We start from the raw sequence: 19,166 nt of genomic DNA on the forward strand, positions 1-19,166 counted from the left end.
AGACCGCATCGGACGGGGGGAACGTGGAACGGATAGAGGGGAACGGATCAATTTTGGAGACGAGTCGATTGTTCATAAGCCCGGAGGGCGGAGAAGCGAACGGGGTGGTGATCTCAAACGGCGCGCGGGTGGCGGGATTGACCAACCTGGTGATCGGCGACAGCGGATATGTGACGAATTATCTTTCCGGCTATTCGGGAGGGCTGGATCTGCAGTCCAATTGCGAGGCGAGCGTGAGCGGAAAGATCAGGATTGTCTACACCCGCCGGAAGAACGAAGCGGGGGTTTACTGGGGATTAAGATGGGGCGGGGATCACACGGCGGAACTGGAGGCGTTGAAAAGCGCCGGATATCTGGAATGGGACGACAGCGCCCTGGGGCCCTTTGACCGCGGCCAGACCAGGATTTATTATGATTCCGCGGAGACCAACACTTACGTGGGCTACAAGTCCGGCGCCGACGGGACAATGTGGTCCTTCTATTGACCTTTATATTTCAGAACTCAATCCCTTTTCTGGCGGTAATGCCACAGTCAAAAGGATGCCTGATTTTTTTCATCTCCGTGACGAGATCGGCCCTTTGCATCATTTCGCGCGGGGCGTCACGCCCGGTTAAAACCAGTTCCACCGCAGAAGTTTTTTTGTCCATCAGGGCCAGCGCATCTTTTTTGGTGAAAAGCCCTGCCTTGAGGGCGCAAAAAAATTCATCGGCGATGACGACGTCGTATTTCCCGGACTGCAGGGCCGCGGCAATTTTGTCCAGGCCGTTGCGGGCGCGTTGTATATCAGCCGGCAAAGGCTTGCCCTTGACAAAACATCCGGCGCCGTACTGGCAAACGGTGATTTTAGGGCGAAACCAGCGCAGGGCCTTAATTTCGCTGTACCCCCCTTTTTTGATGAATTGTCCCAGGTATACTTTCAAGCCGGCGCCGGCGGCGCGCAGGGCCAGGCCCAGCGCCGCGGTGGTTTTGCCCTTGCCGGCGCCGGTGTAGATTTGAATGAGTCCCTTGTGCATCTTTGTGGCGAATTCCAGAACGATTATTTTTATACAGCCACCGGCGGTTCGTGTTCCGGAAAGCGTTTCCCCAATTCCATCACTTCGTTCAACGGCCGGAGGCCGTCGGTGGCGCCGGGTTGGGCAAGACAGGCGGCCGCGGCGCAGGCGCCGAGTTTGAGCGTTTTTGCCGCATCCCAGCTTTCATGCAGTCCGTAAAGCATGCCGGCGCAGAAAGCATCGCCGGCGCCCACCGTTCCCTTGATATAATTTTCGGGCAGGCGCAGAGAGCCCTGCGAATATTTTTTGCCGTTCCTTGTTTTCAAATAAGCCCCTTCGGGCATATGCACGGCCACCAGCTCCATGCGGCCGAGTTCGTACAAGGCGTCAACTGCGTCAACGACGCCGCCGGGGATCAGCTTTCCGCTGTCGTCCCGCACTTGTGTTCCCGTGGTCCGGCCGGCTTCAATTTCGTTCAGGATGAGATAATCGGTGTAGGGCAGGGAAGCGGGCACGATTCTGGCAAAACGGTCGCTTTCATCGCTGACTACGTCCACGCTGGTCTTGATGCCTGCTTTCTGGACTTTTTTGAGTAATTTTGCGGCGGCGGTGCCGCAGTCGGGGTCGGGTTGGTCCATGCCGTCCAGCAGAAGCAGATAACCGAGGTGGAAAATCCGGAAGGGCAGGCCCGCGACATTGACGTGCTCCGGTGAAAAACGCGCGTTGGCGCCGCGGTAATGATAAAACACGCGCACACCGGTGTCGGCTTCGGTCATGACATCGGTGTAGGAGGTGGGTTCGTCCTGAAGCGCGATAAGCCGGGAAGTATCAATTTTCAAAGGTGCGCAGATTGAGCTGATAAAATTCATGCCGCTGTCGTTGCCGATCACGCCGATGCCGGCGAGGGGAAATTTTGCCTTCATCCTGCCCAGGTCAACCAGGACGTTGAAGGGCGCGCCGCCCGTGGCGGAGGTTTCCGAAAGAATACTGCCCAGCATGCCCTTGCCCGGCAGATGGTCAACAATCTTTACCCGGTCAATGATCCAGTTGCCGGCACATGCGATTCCATGGCGGTCAGGTATCACAACTGTTTCCCTTTCAAAAAAGAATGCCCGCGCAAATACCCGCCAGCGAAAGACGTGAAGTTTTCGAAAACGATATAAGATGCGAAAGGCGAAAGAAAGCCTGAAAAACGCATCTTATAATTCAACCTGGCGAACTTTTTTTCTGATTTTTAAGGCGCTTGCCCGGGGCGAAATGTTGCTTCAATAAAACAATATTCAGGATAGTTTCTTCCCGGACAATTTTCATCAAGTAACGGCCATACTGGTTCTTTAACATCGGCGCGGCCAGCGCGGCCAGCTGTTTTTTGGAAATGTATCCGAGCCGGTATGCGATTTCCTCCACGCAGGCGATAATCAATCCCTGCCGGTCCTGAACGGTTTGGACAAAATTGGCGGCCTGCATGAAGGACTCATGCGTGCCGGTATCCAGCCAGGCGAAGCCGCGGCCGAGCAGTTCCACCCGCAGGTCGCCGCGTTTCAAATAGGCCAGGTTGAGGTCGGTGATTTCCAGTTCGCCGCGCGGGGAAGGGCGCAGTTTCTTGACTATCCCGACCACTTCGGCGTCGTAGAAATAAAGCCCCGGCACGGCGTAATGCGATTTCGGCCGGGCGGGTTTTTCCTCAATGCTGACGACGCGTCCTTTTTTGTTGAAAGCCACCACGCCGTAGCGTTCGGGGTCGTTGACCGGATAGCCGAAAATCAACCCGCCTTTTTTCAGCCGGCCGGTTTTGCGCAGAACCGCGGAAAGCCCGTGTCCAAAGAAAATATTGTCGCCCAGGATCAGGGCAACCGGCTCTTTCCCGATGAAATTTTCCCCGATCAGAAAGGCCTGGGCCAACCCTTCCGGACGCGGCTGTTCGGCGTAGGATAATTTCAGGCCGAGCCGCGCGCCGTTTCCCAGCAAATCCTGGAAACGGGGCAGGTCTTCCGGGGTGGAAATGACCAGGATATCGCGGATGCCGGCCAGCATCAGGACGGAGAGCGGATAATAGATCATGGGTTTGTCGTAGACCGGCAGCAGCTGCTTGCTGACCACGCGCGTGATCGGATAAAGCCTTGTCCCGGCTCCGCCGGCCAGAATAATTCCCTTCATCAATTGTTCCTCCTTGTCTTGCTGCAACCGAATTGTTTACGGCTCTTCCCGCGCCACCGTTTCCATAATCAGCGCGGCGTCGCCCCGGCCGTCGGTTTTGCTGGAAGCGGTAATAACGGCCTCGGCCAGCCGCCACGGCGGCCGGCTGGTCTCGGCCGCGCGCAGAAAATCGGCGAGGGCATCCAGTTTGATTTCCTTGAAAGCCACTTCTGTCCTTTTGACGCTCCATCCGCGTCCCAGCGGCCGCAGTTCCAGCTCGCGGATTTCCGCCGCCGGGCCGGCGGCCGCCGCCGAGGCCAGCGCCGCCAGCGGCGGGGCCGGATTGGAAACGGCCGCCAGGGCAGCCAGGGCGGCCGCAATGCAACCCTGCTCCTGTTGCATCCCCCGCAGTTCCCTTATGATGGCCAGCTTGCTCCGCGTTTTGCGGAACAGCTCGTCCGCGCGTAAAATATTGAGCGCGGTCCAAAAAACACCCGCCGCAAGAACCACCAGGACGCAGAAACGCAGGAAAGAAAGGGTTTTAAATTTCATGGCAGTCCGCCCGCCCCGGGAATATTCGCCTTTATGACAAAGGGGGCGGGAGCGCCGGACCCGGGTTTTTCCTGCTCCGCCACGACATTGTATCCCATGTTCTTCAGATATTCGGCCAGGTTCTCGGAACGGCTGCCGCCGGCGGCCGTTCCGTTGATTGTTATCTTCTCCCGGCTGATCGCGAAACGCGTGAAAGCCAGCCCGGCCTCCCGGCCGGCGTTGATAACCGCCGCCATCCTGATTGAAAGTGGTTCCGCAAAAACATTCAGCAGGGGGGAAAAATCCTCAAGTTGTTTTTGCATGACGGGCCGCATTTCTTCGGCTTCGCGGCCGTAAGTCACGGCGCGGCCCGGGGCAAGCTCCGCCGTCAGGCGGGCAATCTCGCGCTGGGCGTCTTTAAAGCGGGACGAAGCGATAAACTGCCAGGCGAGGTTGAAAACGCAAAGCAGTATGCCGGTCAGCAGAAGGAGCAGGGCTGAAAGCCGCGCATGTTTCCGGCGCGCGGCCAAGGCCGCCGGATGAGTCAGTTCACCCTGGCGCAGGTTACAGGACGCACGGTTGTTTTCAAGGGCCCGGGCGGAAAGCGCGCGCGGCAGAAAATTTTCCGGCGATTGATGAATGACGCACGGTCCCGGCCATTCATTGTTTAAAAGACGGTGGAAAGAGTTGATCAATGCCGTCTGCCGCGCCAGCAGGCCGCAAAAAACCCATTCAACGGCGGCGCCGGACGGCAGTTCGGCGCAGAGGATGCGGCGGACGCGCTGAAACAGTTCTTCGGAGACGGCGCCGCTCCCGGCCGGGGTTTGCAGGCTGTGCGCGTTGATAAAAAGCTCGCCCTTCCCGACGACCAGGGCAATGTGATCCGGCTCCAGGGCGGCCACGACGCGGGCGGTTCCGGAGCGCGGCGGATGTTCACTCAAACTCTGCTGCCAGAGAGCAAGGCCTTCATGGTCAATAATCAACGGATCAATGCCCGCGGCCCGGTATTGATCCAGACACCGCTGAACGGCCGCGCGCCGCGCGGCGACGGCCAGAACGGAAATCCCGTTGCCGGCTTTCCGGCGGCGGAACCGGATAAAGGAATAACAGCAGTCCTCAAGCGGGAAAGGCAATTGCACGTCAAGCATTGAGGGGAGCACCCTGATGACTTTTCTTTTTGATGAAAGGGGAGTGTCCAGCCACAGCGTCAGGCTTTCCTGAATACCGATGCAACCGGCCGTTTTCCACACGGGCCCGTTTTGCCCGGGCGCCGACGCCGGCGGCCAGACAACCTCCGCGTGGCGGATGCGGCCGAAGATAGAACGCTCCGCGCGCACGGCCACCGGCGTTTGTTCCCTGAGGCTCACCCCCAGCCGGGAACGCCGGGACCGGAAACTAAAAACTGGAAAATTGAAATTCACGCCTTGTAACCCTCAAGCATCCGGCAGACGCCTTGTCCCGGGGCTTCACTGCTCCACCCACCTGAGAACCTGAATATTGCCGCTCTGGTCGCGTTTTGCCAGGCAATAAACCGCTTCCGCGGAAGCGCTCACGCCGGCTTTTGCGTAAACCGAGAAAAAAAAGCTTCTGACGGAAAGATAGGCCGAAAATTTTCTCAACATCTCCGCGTCCAGCGCCGCATCCAATGCCAGGAGGGGCGCGGCGTCCCGCCGGCGGATGATGGTTTCCACCTGGCCGGCGTTGTTTTCGCCGAATATCGCCAGCAGCGTCCGCCGGTCGGCGGTATTGATGTTGACCGGCTCAAGGCGCGCTTCCCCGGCCGGCAGGACCGCCAGGTTGTCCGGTCCGGCGGCGCGATTAGTCGCCGCGTCCAGGAGCCAGATTAATTCTTCCCGGCTGGCCATCGGCAGATTGGCCGGATAAAATTCCGATTGCCGGAGAAGGTAATATCTTTGTTCATAATTCCCTTCCGCGTCCCGGTCGGTCCAGTCTTTGATAATTTCAGACTGGATTTCGGGGCTGAAGGCCGGCCGTGAATCGGCCGGGTGTTTTTTACCGGCGAGCAAATCGCGCACGATCGCCGCCGGCGCGCGCCCTTGTTCCGCCGGGGAAACATAACCCGGCACGTTCGCGTCAATAAAACGGTTTTCGTCAATGATGATGGTCTCGGTCTCAATCCCGTTTGGCAGGCTGAGGCGCATGGGCGCGGCCCAGCTTTCGTTGGTGTGATCGGCCAGGAGATCCCGGTCGGCCGCCAGAACGGCCAGCGCGCGCCAAACCTCGTCTCCCGCCGTTTTGCGCAGCTGGGCGCGCAATAACCGCCTGTTTTCCAAGTTCAGGTGCGCATAAGCGAGAGCCTGGGCATGCAGGACGAGCGCCGTGATAACACCCAGCAGAATCAGGACAATTGCCAGGATAACACCGGACTCCCCGGCCGTTGCGGGCGCGCTTGATTTCCGGAACGGGAACGGCGCGGTGTTTGAAAAATGTTTCATTAACTTGTTTGCACAGGACGTTTTTCTGCTATTATTAACAGATTAAGAGCCAAAGTCAAATGATGATCCGGACGATGTGTTCGCAACGCTTTAACGCCTGGTTTTTCTGCGTCGTCCTGCTGGCGGCCTCGCTGGCGGGGCTTAACCTGCTTTGCGCCGATGCTCCGCGGTCGCCCGCCCCAACAACGGACGGGCCGGCGGCCGGCAAGGAAGAATCCCAGCCATCCAAACGTTATTTGACGGCTTTTGAATCAATGTCAACGGCCGACCGTCTGCGGGAGCGCGGCATGGAAGAGGAGGCGGCCGCGCTTTACGACGAGGCGCTCAAGCTGTTCCGGCAACTGGCTTCCGATTATCCGATGTGGCAGACCAATCTGGTAACGTTCCGGGCAAACTACTGCCGCAACGCTCTTGAAAAAACGCTTGCATCCGGCCAATACCGCCATGACTCCGCCGCTCCCCACTTGCCTGCCCCGGATGGCGGGCCGGAGCAATCCGTCCCCGCCGCTGATTCGGGCCGGCCGGCGGCCGCGCCGCTTCCCCCGCCGGCCGTTGCGACAAACGAGCTTGCCGTCCAGATTGAAAAAGCCGCCGCCCGGGAGCGGGCCGGGGATTTTCAGAACGCCCTGGAAATGTATAACGCGGCCCTGGCGGGGGACAGGCGGCGCCTTCCCGCCCTGGCCGGCGCCGGCCGGTGTTTTCTGAGACTGGGCATGATTGACGAGGCGCGCGATCTCCTCTTTCAATGGTGCGTGGTTCCTTCGCCCGACAGCGGCGTCAACTTGCTGCTTGCGCTGATTTTATGTCATGACCGGCAGTTTGAACGGGCGATCCAGCTGGCCGGCATTGCGCTCAATGATGACAACGCCAATATTGCCGCGCATATTATCCTGGGCGCGGCGCTGGCCGGGGCGGGGCAGATCTCTGCCGCCATTGCGGAAATGCAGAAAGCGCTGGAGCTTGACCCCCGCTTGCCGGAGACCCATTACAATCTTGCCTGTTTGATTCTCAAGAGCGGAGGCGGCGAAAAAACGGCCGCCGGCGAATATTACCGGAACGCCTTGAAATTCGGCGCGGCGCCGGATCCGGCCCTGGCCGAACGCCTTGGGGCGAGGTGATTTGGATGTCATGGCGGTTCAATTGCGTTTTTCGGCTCATTGAACCAGCGTTCAGAGCGTCCTTGGCCCGGATTGCATCAGCGAATTTGCTTCCGCCAGTCTGACAAATGCGTCATATGCCCATTGCTCCCATTCTTCCCTTACGCCGATCCCCTTCAGGTCGCCGTAATTTTTGGCGATAAATCGTCCGTTTTGATTAAAAAACAGATTTACCATGTTTTCCGCGGACTTGACGATCAAATCCTTGTTTCCGGTCGGCATTATTTTCTGGATATCCACCGGCGACCACAAACAGACGCCGATATCCTTCAGCTTGTGCGCCAGACGGTCAAGACCATATAACTCCGGCTGGTCAAATTGAAATGCGTTTATGCCGGCTTCCGCCAGGTCATCCAGAATGGCCCAGTTATAACCGCAGGAATGCATTAATACCTGCAATCCGTTTTTATGAGCGGCGGCGCACAACCGGCGGTAAAGCGGCTTGAAAATCTCGCGCCACATTTCCGGCCTGATCAGCAGCCGGTCCTGAGTTCCCCAGTCTTCACAAAAGGAAATCCCGTCCGCGCCGCCGGCCGCGTACTGTGAAATCATTCGTTCCAGAAGTCCGGCGACTCTGTTGTGCAACTCGTCAATATGTTCCCGTTCCAGAATCAAATCCTGAAAATAAACCTCCATTTTTCTTAAATAGCGGCAGATGGAAAAAGGGAACCCCGGCAGATGTCCCACGCGGAATTTATCGGGCGTTTTTTCAAATGTTTCCCTGAGCGCGGCGTAACGGGCCGGATTATCAAAATCCGGCAGTCTCCAATCCTGCAACCGTCCCCAATCCTCAAGCGCCGGCTTGAATATTTCGCCGCCGGCGCTCATGCCCGCCAGGCGGTGCCAGGTGTTGCCCCACTCATCCGTATAAAATTCCATATCGCCCTCTGTCCATGTTTTCTTTTCCCAAATGGCAGACGGAGAAAGGCCGGCGTATGCAAAATCATTACACCGGTTTCCTCTGAAATTCATTCCGAAACGGCCGGCATTTTTGCCCGATAGATTGCATTTGATTATTTCGCGCGGATTCATGAGGTCTTTTTCCTTTTGGTAAGGCGTTCCGGATGGACGGTATGCTGTTTTACCATCTCCTTTTTAACTAATTCAATATATCATTTTCAAAGTCTGTCTCGCAATGGTTGAAAATAACCATTTGTTGTAGTATAGTGACTTTATGGCTCAACGGCGATCATACGTTCAAACCAGCCAGAATGCCTTTACCCCGCAGGCGTTAAATATTATCGTGGACGGCAGATTGTATAATTTTACCCTGATTCATATAACCATTGACGTAACCCACAGGATTGATAAAAGACAAAGAACGAACGAGCATTTACATGATGTGTTTCATATGGTCGTTTACACCGAAGGGGTTAATGCCTTCACTTTTCGGGGCAAAGCGCGTCCCGTTCTGCCGGGGACGGTGGCGCTGACCTCGCCCGGAGAACCGCATAATTTTCTTGTTTTAAAAAAAGGCGCCGCTGTTTATTCGGAAATGACCTTCGCGTACCGGGGCCTTGACAACGAGCCGTTGCGCATCGGTTTTGACAGATTGTTGTCGGTTTTTGCCGGAATTGATTTGCCGGTCATTCGGTTCCCTGTGGTTTTGCCCGGTCAAAAAACGCGCGAGATGAAAACATTATTGGAACACACGCTTGACCGGCTGGAATCCACGAGCCACTTGTCAAACATGATGGCCGCGCAGACGATTATAGCCCTATTTGCCTTGATTATTCGGGAATGTTTCCTGCCTAAAGAACAGGATCAATATCCGGCTTTTACCCCTATTCAACGCGTTCAAAGTTATCTTGAGGCATAGGAATTTCAAAGACATATGTTTGTCCGAAAATCCCGTAGGGGCGTCGCTTGACGACGCCCGCCGGAAGGGCTTCGCAAGCGAAGCCCCTACGTCGAACGGGATAATAGTTGCCCCCGATGCGCTTCGCGATCGGGGCCTAATTCAACTGTCATTATTCGGAGCATGTTGCCATTCGGGATTTGGCGTCCATGGCGTGCATGTCCGCCGGCTATTTTCAGAGAGCTTTCAAGCAGATTGTCGGGTTGTCGCCGATTGCATATCAACAGCGGTTGCGGATTGAAGCGGCGCAGACTCTCCTGCGTTACGATTCCTTGCGCTGCAAGGAGATAGCCGCCCGGGTGGGTTATGATGATGTCTGCCATTTTTCAAAAATTTTTAAAAAAACAACGGGCGTATCTCCCGTGGTGTATCGCAATCGTCATTACGGATTCCCGCTTCCACGGAAACAAATTGCCAATTGCCCCCGTTTCCGATCATGATGTCAAGAATTAGCGGATGCCGCCTGGGAGGCGGTTCGCCTGAAAACGAAGCATCCGTAAAAAGCGGGCAAATCAAACTCTAATTATTTTTGGATATCCAGCAGGGCTCGTGCGGCTTTCCTTCCGCCCTCCAAACGTTCGCCTCCTAAGGCGGCAGCGCCGCCATCCAAAACTTTCCCGGCCGGCGATCCGCCGGGTATTATTTAAACTTCTACGCAAAAGGGTATCATGTTTAAATGGAACGGTCTAAACCAAAGCAATCAGGATTGATCGGCTTTATTCAGAAACACCCTGCGGAAGTGAAATGCGCCCATCGCGAACCATTACATTTTCCCCTTGCATGTTTTTTAAAAATTGGTATATTCCAGTGGTTATTAGAAATAGTCCACAGAAAAAAAATGCTGCCAGAAATCAATATCAAAAAGCACGCGGATATTCCGGTCTTCCGCCAGATTGCCGGCCAAATCGCATCCCGCGTGCAAAACGGTCTGATCCCGCCGGGGAATCAACTGCCTTCCGAGCGGGAATTGGCCGCAAAACTGGGATTGGCCAGGGGCACCATCGCCAGGGCTTACAGCGAGTTGGCCAGGAATCATGTAATTGAAATTCTTCCCGGAAGCAGGAGCATCGTGGCGGGAGAGCCGGAGGTTTCCCGGCAAAACCGCAAGGAACGGGCCTTGCAGATCATTGACGACCTTCTGGTTGAACTCAAAAAACTGCGCTTTTCATACCGCGAAATACGCGCCTTGATTGATCTAAGCATCCTGGAAAAGGAAAGCCAGTTTGAACAGTTATGCGTCGCCGCGGTGGATTGCAATCCCGAATCGCTTTCAATCTTCCAGCGCCAGCTGGGATTCATCGCCCAGATTGCGCTCACCAGAATCCTGCTGGATGATATTTTTCAGGAAACACATCCGGAACGCCGTCTGGCGGCCTTTGACCTTATCCTGTGCACCGCCACGCATTACAACGAGCTGGCCGGGCGCTGCCCGGCCGTCAGAGACAAGCTGGTGCAACTCGTCGTCGCCCCCACCCAGCAATCCATCATTGACCTTGCGGGAATCGGCATGAACCAGCAGATCGGGGTAATCTGCGAAAGCCGGCAATTCCTGAACATAATTATCCGCCGGCTGAATGATTTTTCAATACCGGCCGGACGCGTTCACCATCTCGCGCCGGAAGAGACCGGCAAACTGCCCGGTTTTCTCGCCGCGCACCAGGTCATCATCACTCCGCCCGGTTACACCTTTCCCATTACCAGGGACAATACCGCCGCCATTCAGGCTTTCACGCACTCCGGCGGACGGATAATCCCCTTTGACTACCAGATTGAGCGCAGTTCCCTGTTGTACGTGGAGGAACGGATCAAGGACCTGATCCGGCGGCGGTAAAAACCAAAAAAATGAAGACGACGGACAAAGACGCCATCGTGCTGGGCGTAATCGGCTGCGATTGCCATTCGGTCGGCAACCGGATTCTGGAAGGTTTTTTTTTGCAGGCCGGTTTCCGGGTAGTCAACCTGGGAGTCATGGTCAGCCAGGATGAATTCATCAATGCCGCCATTGAAACAGGCGCGCAGGCGATTCTCGTTTCCTCGCTGTACGGGCACGGAGAAATTGACTGCGCCGGGTTCCGCGAACGCTGCATAGAACGCGGCCTGGAATCCATTGTTCTTTACGCGGGCGGCAACCTCGTGGTCGGGAAAACGTCGTTTGAGCAGGTGGAGGCAAAATTCAAAGCCATGGGGTTTGACCGTGTTTTTCCGCCGGCCGCGCCCCTGGAGGAAGCCGCCAAGCTGTTGCAGGCCGATATTCAGGCCCGCCGCAAGTTATGAACATCCGGAAAGTTTTTTCAATAGATATCGGGTCAACCTACACGAAAGGCGCGCTTTTTGCGCTCAACGGCCGGGCATCCCGCGTGCTGGCGCAAGATAAAAGTCCCACAACCCCGCGCGACCTGCTGGTGCTCTATGCCGGCAACGCCAAACAGCAGGATGAAATCCGGGAACTGCTCAAGAACAAAACGCTGGTTGTAACCGAAAACCTTCTGCCGGAAATCGGCCGCCTGAACATTGAGCCCGCCCGCGCGGCCATCCATGAAATTTTTATGAAAAGGATCGTTGCCGGCAAGGGGCTTGCCAAAGTGGCGGCCATGAGTTCCGCGCCGTTGAAGCCGACGCCGCGGGCGGTGTTTGATCTGCTGGCAACCCTGCCCCAGACGGCGCCGGAATGGGACGACCTGATCCTGATTGACCTCGGCGGGGCCACAACTGATTTTTATTCCTGCACGGAATCTTTTACCGGCAAGGACGCGGCGGTTTTGCGGGGCATGGAAGAACCGAAGCTGAAAAGAACCGTGGAAGGCGACCTCGGACTGCGTCTGAGCGCGCGCGCGGTTTACGAATCAGCCGGCGGACGTTTTCAACGCCGCCTGGCGGGCGAGGCCGTTGCGCCGGTTCTGGCGGGATTAAAGAAATCTTCCCGCGGCAGTCTCCTCCGCCGAAGCAGTTCCGGCTGCGGAGGCCGAGAGCCGTGGGGCGTCTTGCCTAAGGCGGCAGCGCCGCCATCCAAAACTTTCCCGGCCGGCGATCCGCCGGTCTTATTTAACCTGAAGTCACCCGCAGGGAGGATAAAATAACGTGCGTCAAAACGCCATCCGCCTGAAAAAATTCTTAAGCGCGCGCGAATCCGTTCTGAGTGCCTGGCCGACCGGCGGAGACATCCGCCTGGAGGAGGCGGTCCGCTATCAAAACGCGATTCCCGAAAAACGCCGTTTCGCGGCCGCGGTCCGAAAAGCGCGCGAAAACCGCCGGATACTGCTTCAGCCGCGCGCCGGCGTGTCGCTGGTGGATGAGCACATAAAACTGCTGCGTTACCTTGAAAGCGAGGGCGGGGCCGACCTTCTGCCTACGACCATCGACGCCTACACGCGCCAGAACAATTACGCCGAAGCGGCGAAGGGCATTGAAAAATCAATCGCGGCCAACACCTCGCTCCTGAACGGCTTTCCCGCCGTTAACCACGGTCTGGCGGAATGCCGCCGGGTGGTGGAAAATGTTTCGCGGCCCATTCAAATCCGCCACGGCACGCCCGACGCCCGTTTGCTGGCCGAGATCACGCTGGCCGCCGGGTTCACGAGTTTTGAGGGCGGCGGTATTTCCTATAATATCCCCTACGCCAAAAACGCGCCCCTGCGAAAATCACTGGCCGACTGGCAGTACGTGGACCGCCTGGCCGGTTATTACGGCGAAGAGGGCGCCCTCATCAACCGCGAGCCGTTCGGCCCCTTGACCGGCACGCTGGTTCCGCCCTGCATCAGCCACGCCATAGGCATCCTTGAGGGATTGCTGGCTTTAGAGCAGGGGGTGAAATCCCTGACGCTCGGTTACGGACAGGGCGGCAACATGATCCAGGACATTGCGGCGGTCAGGTCCCTGCGCGCCCTGGCCCGCAATTATTTTCACGGCGCAGGTTTTGACGACTGCGACCTGACCGTTGTTTTTCATCAATGGATGGGCGGCTTCCCCGAGGATGAGGCCAAGGCTTTTGCGGTGATCGCCTGGGGCGCGGCCGTGGCCCGTTTTTCCGGCGCGGAAAAAATCATCGTCAAAACGCCGCACGAAGCCATGGGCATTCCCACCAAAGAGGCCAACACCCAGGGACTGAAGGCCACCCGCCAGATAATCAACATGCTGGCGGACCAGCATTTCGGCGATAACGCCGCCGTGGAGCGCGAGATGAAAATAATCACGGAGGAGGTCAACTGCATTCTTGAACGGGTGTTCGCGCTCGGCAAGGGCGAGCTCGCGGAAGGCGTCATCGCGGCCTTCGCGGCCGGCGTGCTGGACGTGCCGTTCGCGCCATCGGTCTATAACCGCGGACAAGTCCTGCCGATGCGCGATAACGACGGATGCATCCGGCTCTTTAAAGCGGGCGGCCTTCCGCTGACCGAAGAATTAAAAACATTTCACCGCGACCGCCTGCAGGAACGCGCCGGGGCCGAAGGCCGGGACGTGTGTTTCCAGATGGTAACCGACGATATTTACGCAATCAGCAAGGGAAAACTCGTGGGGAGACCACGATGAAAATCAAACGCGCGCTGTTTGCCGCCGGCAAATCCGCTTTCTTCTTTGACGACCAGCGGGCCATTAAAGAAGGCGCGCAGCGCGATGGTTTCGCCTACCGCGGCCGGCCGGTAACGCGGGGATTTGACGCCATCCGCGTCGCGGGCGAAAGCATTTCGGTCATGCTCGTTCTTGAAAACGAACGGATCGCCCTCGGGGATTGCGCCGCCGTCCAGTATTCCGGAGCCGGGGGCCGTGCCCCCCTCCTGCTGGCCCGCCGCGGACTGCCTTTTCTGGAACGGAACATCCGGCCCCTGCTGGAAGGACGCAAAATTGAAAAATTCCGGACAATGGCGGAAGAAATCTGCGCTTTCCGCCATAAAGGCCGGCCGCTGCATACGGCCCTGCTCTACGGACTCACCCAGGCCCTGCTGGACGCCAGCGCCAAGGCGGAAAACAAGCTGAAGTGCGAAATAATCTGCGGGGAATACCGTCTGCCCATCATTGCGGAGCGCGTGCCGATCTTTGCCCAGAGTGGCGACAACCGCTATGAAAACGCGGACAAAATGATTCTGAAGCGGGTTGACGTTCTGCCGCACGGCCTGATCAACAATATTGAAGAAAAACTCGGCCGCGACGGCGGCAAGCTGAAGGAATACATCCGCTGGATCGCAAAACGCGTGCGGCAGCTGCGGCCGGATCCGTCATACCGGCCGGTTATCCACATTGACGTCTATGGAACCATCGGATCATTGTATGACGGCAACCTTTCCAAAACCGCCGATTATCTGGCCGGCCTGGAAAAAGACGCCGGCGGCTTTGCGCTTTACATTGAAGGCCCGGTGGACATGGATGAAAAACAGAAACAGATGGAAGCTTTGCGCGTTATCAAGCGCCGGCTCGCGGCAAAGGGCGCCCCGGTTAAAATCGTCGCCGACGAATGGTGCAACACTCTGGAGGATATCCGCGATTTCTGCGCGGCGGAGGCCGGCCATATGCTCCAGATCAAAACGCCCGATTTGGGCGGCATTCAAAACACCGTGGCGAGCGTGCTCTATTGCAAAAGCCACGGCATGGAAGCCTACCAGGGCGGCACCTGCAACGAAACCGAGATTTCCAGCCGGGTCTGCGTGCACCTGGCCTGCGCCAGCCGGCCCGAAAGAATGCTGGCCAAGCCGGGAATGGGGTTTGACGAAGGATTCATGATTGTTAATAATGAAATGGAACGGATTGCCCGCATCCTGAAATGGCGGCAGAAAAACAAATGAAAGAGGCCGCGGATTATGCATGATGAAATGCGCGTTTTATCGCCGACCGGCATTCTCGGCTACGGCTTTCCGGAGGAATCGTTCCGCCGGGGACTCAAAAGAAAACCGCACCTGATCGGGGTGGACGCCGGTTCCACCGATCCCGGCCCCTATTACCTGGGCAGCGGCAAATCGTTCACCAGCCGCGCGTTTGTCAAACGGGATTTACGCTTCCTGTTGACGGCCGGCGCGCGGCTGGATATCCCGCTGGTGATTGGTTCGGCAGGCGGCGCCGGCGCTCGGCCCCATCTGGAATGGTGCCGCGGTCTCATCCATGAAGTCGCCCGCGAGGAAAAACTTTCGTTCAGGATGGGCGTTATATTCTCGGATGTTTCCGCCGCAAGGGTTTTGAAGGCGCGGCGCGCGGGGGACATCAACCCCCTGCCCTTTGCCCCGCCCTTGACCGCCGAAGCGGTCAAAGCCTGCCCTTACATCGCCGCCCAGGTCGGCGTGGAGCCGATTATCCGCGCCTTGCGCAAAGACTGCCGGGTGGTTTTATGCGGCCGCTGTTACGATCCGGCGGTATTCGCGGCGCTGCCAATTGCCGCGGGCTATGATCCCGGCCTGGCCATGCACATGGGCAAAATCCTGGAATGCGCCGCGATCGCCGCCGCGCCCGGCTCGGGCGCCGATTGCGTGCTGGGCACCCTGCGCCGCGACGCGTTTATCCTGGAAAGCCTGAATCCGGCCCGGAAATTCAGCAAACTTTCCACGGCGGCCCATACGCTCTACGAAAAGTCGGACCCCTGCCATCTGCCCGGTCCGGGCGGCGTCATCAATCTGGAAAAATGCGCGTTCCGGGAGCTGGCGGGCGGCCGGGTTGAAGTGCGCGGCAGCCGCTTTGAAAAAACGCCGGATCACTGGGTCAAACTGGAAGGAGCGCGCCGGACCGGTTTCCGCAGCATCAGCATCGCCGGCACGCGCGACCCGGTCATGATTGCCGGCATTGACGATATTTTAAAGTCGGTTGAAAGCCAGGTTCAGAAGATGGGCCGGAAGACAAAATTGCGCGGCCGGATGATTTTCCACGTCTACGGCAAAAACGGCGTGATGGGCGCGCTGGAGCCGCGCCGGCGCGCGGCCGGCCACGAGCTGGGCATTGTCATGGAAGCGCTGGCCGGCACGCAGGAGGAAGCCGACATGCTTTGCAGCGTAACGCGCTCAACGCTCCTCCATTACGGTTATCCCGGCCGGATTTCCACGGCCGGCAATCTCGCCCTGCTCTTTTCGCCCTCCGATATCCGCATGGGCGCAGTCTACGAGTTTGCGGTTTATCACCTTATGAAAATCAAGGACCCGGCCGCTTTCCCGCTGGAGGTGGAAAACATCCGGGACGGAAAGGCGCGTTCATGAAAAAGAACATCCTGCAGGCCGCGCGCGTCATTCGTTCAAAAAACGCCGGGCCGTTTGAATTGACGCTTGATATCATGTTCAAAAACAAACATTATTTTGATTTGTTCAGGCGCCGCAGGCTGATTACGGCGCGGAAAATAGCGGCGCTTTACAACGTGCGGCCGCGGGATATTCTCGGCATAATTTATTTTGAGCCGGCGCGCGCGGTCAAGATAACGCTGCGGCGTTACCTTCCCTCGGGCGCGCCCGGCGACGGTGATATTTACGGCGCCCAGCAGCACGCGCCGCTGCTGGACTTGAATTTTTCACCGTGAACAGGCGCGGCAGACGCAAGGCGACATGCATCCGAAAGACGCAAACACCCAGTCAAGTTTCCGCGCGCATTACTCGGAAACGCTGATTTACGCCGCCTATTACGCGCCGCGCGGCCGCCAGCGCCTTTACATGGTCGGCGCGGAATTATCGCGGCGTTATCTCAACCCGGCCGACCTTATCATCGGCATCATCGGCGCGGAAGGCTCCGGCAAGTCAACCCTGATCCGCGGCCTGTTCCCGGGGCTGGAACTGACCAACGACGACGACGGCGTCAACATCCGGCCGGCCCGGCTTTACGATTTTACCCCGGATGATTTTTTCGCCCCGCATACCTTCCATATTGACGTGCGTTATGAGGCGGCGTTCAAGCAGAAATTTGAGATCGCGGAAGCGATCAACCGGGCCGTGGCGCGCGGGCGGCGGGTGATTATTGAACACTTTGACCTGATTTATAAAACGCTCGGCTACAACGCCCAGATTATTTTCGGCATCGGTGAGGAGATTATCGTCGCGCGTCCCTCGGTTTTCGGGCCGTTCCCGGCCGGCATAAAAAGCGTGGTGGATAAAACCATCAAGTACCGGCTGATGGCGCATTCGGCCGAGGACATCACCACTTATGTCCTGGAACGGGATTACAACTATAAAAACCCCGTCATGCATTCGGACGTCAAACACGGTTTCGTGATCAATTTCGCCGAGAAGCCGGAGATTGACCCGGCCGAACTGGAGGCCAGGGTGCAAGATATCATCCGCCGGGACGTGCCCATCCAGGCCTCCGGTGAAAATCATATCCGCATCGGCGAGCATGAAATGGTCTGCACCGGCACACGCACGCACGTCGCCTCGTCGGGCCGGATTGAAAATTTCCGGCTGCTGCATGAATATAAATATCACCCGATTTTCAAGGAGTATTTGCTGGTCGGCATGGTCGGCCGAAAGGAAACAATCAGCATTGAGGAAATCGCCAATGTCGTTGATCAACAATAGTCATCCCGGAAATTACCCGCGTTACCGCCGGCTGGCCTCCGCGCCGGAGCCGCTCCGCGCGGTTGTTAACGAGCCGGTCATCACGGTCGGCGCAGACCTGCTCGCCGCCATCACAACGGAGGCGTTCACCGACCTGGCGTATTACCTGAGCGCGGCGCACCTGGAAAAACTGGCCGCCATTCTCCGCGATCCGGAGTCTTCGCCGGAAGAGCGTTTCGTGGTTTCCTCCCTCATTAAAAACGCCGTGATCGCCGCCGAGGGCGTATTCCCGGTCTGCCAGGACACCGGCACGGCCACCGTCGCAGCCTGGAAGGGCGAAGGAATCCGCACCGGCACGGACGACGCAGGCGTAATGAGCGCGGCCATCCGCTCGGTCTGGCAGAAACATTACCTGCGCCATTCCCAGGTCGCGCCCCTGGCCATGTTTGACGAGCAGAACACCGGCGACAATTTACCGGCGCAGATTGACATCCGCGCCGTGCCGGGGGAAGAATACAACTTTCTCTTTATTGCCAAGGGAGGCGGATCAGCCAATAAAACCGCCCTGATCCAGGGCTCCAAGGCGCTCCTCAACGAAGTTTCTTTTGAAAAACTGCTGGACGAAAACATCCGTTCCCTGGGCGTGGCGGCTTGCCCGCCCTATCATCTCGCGGCGGTGGTCGGGGGGACCTCGCCCGAGGAAAACCTGCGCATGCTCAAGCTGGCGACCGCCGGCTGGCTGGACAATCTGCCGGTCCAGGGGGCGCCGGACGGCAGACCGTTCCGCGTCCCGGCATGGGAAAAACGCATGATGGCGATAGCTGAAAAAACCGGTTTTGGCGCACAGTTCGGCGGCAAATACCTGGCCATGGAAGCGCGCGTCATCCGCCTGCCGCGCCATGCCGGATCGTGCCCGATTTCCATCGGCGTCTCCTGCTGCGCGCACCGCAATATCCGCGGGAAAATCACGAAGGACGGCGCATTCCTGGAAGAGCTTGAAAAATCTCCGGCGCGTTTTCTGGCCGACTGCCGGGACATGCCGGGCGCGCCGCCCCGCATCAACCTTGACCAGCCCTTCGGGAAAATGCTGGCCGGGCTGAAAAAGCGCAAGGCGGGCGAACTGGTGCTCCTGGACGGCACGCTGATCGTGGCGCGCGACATGGCGCACGAGCGGTTTCTGCGCGCCCTGCGCGCGGGCCTAGAATTGCCGGCTTATCTCAAGGAACACCCCGTCTTTTATGCGGGCCCCTCGCAATCCCCCCCGGGAAAAGTCATCGGCAGCATGGGCCCGACCACCGCCCAGCGCATGGACGCCTGCGCGCCGGAGCTGATGGCGCACGGGGCCTCCCTGGTCATGCTGGCCAAGGGCAACCGTTCGCCGGCGGTGGCCGCGGCCTGCAAAAAATTCGGCGGCTGTTACCTGGGAACCATCGGAGGCGCCGCGGCTTTGCTCGCGCAGGAACACGTTACGGAGGCGGAAATCATTGATTTTGCCGAACTCGGCATGGAGGCCGTGCGCCGCATCAAGGTAAAAAATCTGCCGGCATTTATGATCTTTGACTGCGCGGGCCGCCGCGCTTTTTGAACGCAT

The 19,166-nt window shown here is 58.0% G+C and carries 19 protein-coding genes and 1 pseudogene; 13 read left to right on the plus strand and 7 right to left on the minus strand.

Features of this window, described 5'->3' with window-relative positions:
* Positions 1-485: hypothetical protein (locus tag PHP98_00690; GenBank protein ID MDD5482157.1), on the plus strand; the 485-nt coding region annotated here is incomplete at its 5' end.
* Between the two features lie 10 nt (positions 486-495).
* Here PHP98_00690 and PHP98_00695 read toward each other — a convergent pair.
* The 6 genes from PHP98_00695 to PHP98_00720 all read right to left on the minus strand — a co-directional run bounded on the left by PHP98_00695 (position 496) and on the right by PHP98_00720 (position 6,116).
* Positions 496-1,014 carry a cob(I)yrinic acid a,c-diamide adenosyltransferase gene (locus tag PHP98_00695; GenBank protein ID MDD5482158.1) on the minus strand — a complete coding sequence of 173 codons (519 nt, stop codon included), beginning with the start codon at positions 1,012-1,014 and terminating at the stop codon, positions 496-498.
* 29 nt (positions 1,015-1,043) lie between these two features.
* Complete coding sequence (locus PHP98_00700; GenBank protein MDD5482159.1) at positions 1,044-2,078, minus strand: carbohydrate kinase family protein; 1,035 nt, start codon at positions 2,076-2,078, stop codon at positions 1,044-1,046.
* A gap of 121 nt (positions 2,079-2,199) precedes the next feature.
* Positions 2,200-3,150, minus strand: coding sequence for a glucose-1-phosphate thymidylyltransferase RfbA (gene rfbA, locus PHP98_00705; protein MDD5482160.1), 951 nt, complete (start codon positions 3,148-3,150; stop codon positions 2,200-2,202).
* 36 nt (positions 3,151-3,186) lie between these two features.
* Positions 3,187-3,681: a hypothetical protein gene (locus tag PHP98_00710; protein ID MDD5482161.1), complete on the minus strand. Its 495-nt coding sequence runs from the start codon at positions 3,679-3,681 to the stop codon at positions 3,187-3,189.
* Complete coding sequence (locus tag PHP98_00715) at positions 3,678-5,027, minus strand: hypothetical protein (protein MDD5482162.1); 1,350 nt, start codon at positions 5,025-5,027, stop codon at positions 3,678-3,680. Before PHP98_00715 ends, PHP98_00710 begins: the two co-directional genes overlap by 4 nt.
* 99 nt (positions 5,028-5,126) lie before the next feature.
* A complete protein-coding gene (locus PHP98_00720) occupies positions 5,127-6,116 on the minus strand; it encodes a type II secretion system protein GspK (protein ID MDD5482163.1) in 990 nt (329 codons plus the stop codon).
* Between the two features lie 59 nt (positions 6,117-6,175).
* Between PHP98_00720 and PHP98_00725 the strand changes: the two genes are divergently transcribed.
* Positions 6,176-7,234, plus strand: coding sequence for a tetratricopeptide repeat protein (locus PHP98_00725; GenBank protein ID MDD5482164.1), 1,059 nt, complete (start codon positions 6,176-6,178; stop codon positions 7,232-7,234).
* A 51-nt stretch (positions 7,235-7,285) separates the two neighbouring features.
* Here PHP98_00725 and PHP98_00730 read toward each other — a convergent pair whose 3' ends face one another.
* Complete coding sequence (locus tag PHP98_00730; protein MDD5482165.1) at positions 7,286-8,152, minus strand: uroporphyrinogen decarboxylase family protein; 867 nt, start codon at positions 8,150-8,152, stop codon at positions 7,286-7,288.
* A gap of 295 nt (positions 8,153-8,447) precedes the next feature.
* On the opposite strand from PHP98_00730, the gene PHP98_00735 reads away from it, so the two are divergent.
* The 11 genes and pseudogenes from PHP98_00735 (at position 8,448) to PHP98_00785 (ending at position 19,160) form a co-directional block, all read left to right on the plus strand.
* The gene (locus PHP98_00735; GenBank protein MDD5482166.1) at positions 8,448-9,092 is read left to right on the plus strand and encodes an AraC family ligand binding domain-containing protein; all 645 of its coding nucleotides are present in this window, start codon (positions 8,448-8,450) and stop codon (positions 9,090-9,092) included.
* Between the two features lie 161 nt (positions 9,093-9,253).
* Positions 9,254-9,571 (plus strand): annotated as a pseudogene (locus PHP98_00740) (helix-turn-helix transcriptional regulator).
* A 398-nt stretch (positions 9,572-9,969) separates the two neighbouring features.
* Positions 9,970-10,962 (plus strand): GntR family transcriptional regulator, encoded by a 993-nt coding sequence (locus PHP98_00745; protein ID MDD5482167.1) that lies wholly within the window; start codon positions 9,970-9,972, stop codon positions 10,960-10,962.
* An 11-nt stretch (positions 10,963-10,973) separates the two neighbouring features.
* Positions 10,974-11,405, plus strand: coding sequence for a methylaspartate mutase subunit S (gene glmS / locus PHP98_00750; GenBank protein MDD5482168.1), 432 nt, complete (start codon positions 10,974-10,976; stop codon positions 11,403-11,405).
* A complete protein-coding gene (locus PHP98_00755) occupies positions 11,402-12,208 on the plus strand; it encodes a glutamate mutase L (protein MDD5482169.1) in 807 nt (268 codons plus the stop codon). The genes glmS and PHP98_00755 overlap by 4 nt, the downstream gene beginning before the upstream one ends.
* A 1-nt stretch (position 12,209) precedes the next feature.
* Complete coding sequence (locus PHP98_00760) at positions 12,210-13,655, plus strand: methylaspartate mutase subunit E (protein MDD5482170.1); 1,446 nt, start codon at positions 12,210-12,212, stop codon at positions 13,653-13,655.
* Positions 13,652-14,902, plus strand: a complete 1,251-nt coding sequence (locus tag PHP98_00765; GenBank protein MDD5482171.1) for a methylaspartate ammonia-lyase — start codon at positions 13,652-13,654, stop codon at positions 14,900-14,902. The genes PHP98_00760 and PHP98_00765 overlap by 4 nt, the downstream gene beginning before the upstream one ends.
* 15 nt (positions 14,903-14,917) lie before the next feature.
* Positions 14,918-16,294 carry an acyclic terpene utilization AtuA family protein gene (locus tag PHP98_00770; protein ID MDD5482172.1) on the plus strand — a complete coding sequence of 459 codons (1,377 nt, stop codon included), beginning with the start codon at positions 14,918-14,920 and terminating at the stop codon, positions 16,292-16,294.
* Positions 16,291-16,608: a DUF4387 domain-containing protein gene (locus PHP98_00775; GenBank protein ID MDD5482173.1), complete on the plus strand. Its 318-nt coding sequence runs from the start codon at positions 16,291-16,293 to the stop codon at positions 16,606-16,608. The genes PHP98_00770 and PHP98_00775 overlap by 4 nt, the downstream gene beginning before the upstream one ends.
* Positions 16,609-16,633: 25 nt before the next feature.
* Positions 16,634-17,596, plus strand: coding sequence for an alanine-tRNA synthetase second additional domain-containing protein (locus PHP98_00780; GenBank protein ID MDD5482174.1), 963 nt, complete (start codon positions 16,634-16,636; stop codon positions 17,594-17,596).
* Entirely contained in the window at positions 17,577-19,160 is a 1,584-nt protein-coding gene (locus tag PHP98_00785; protein ID MDD5482175.1) for a fumarate hydratase, read from the plus strand. Before PHP98_00780 ends, PHP98_00785 begins: the two co-directional genes overlap by 20 nt.
* Positions 19,161-19,166: the final 6 nt, after the last annotated feature.

Source organism: Kiritimatiellia bacterium (assembly GCA_028715905.1).
Lineage (GTDB): Bacteria > Verrucomicrobiota > Kiritimatiellia > JAAZAB01 > JAAZAB01 > JAQUQV01.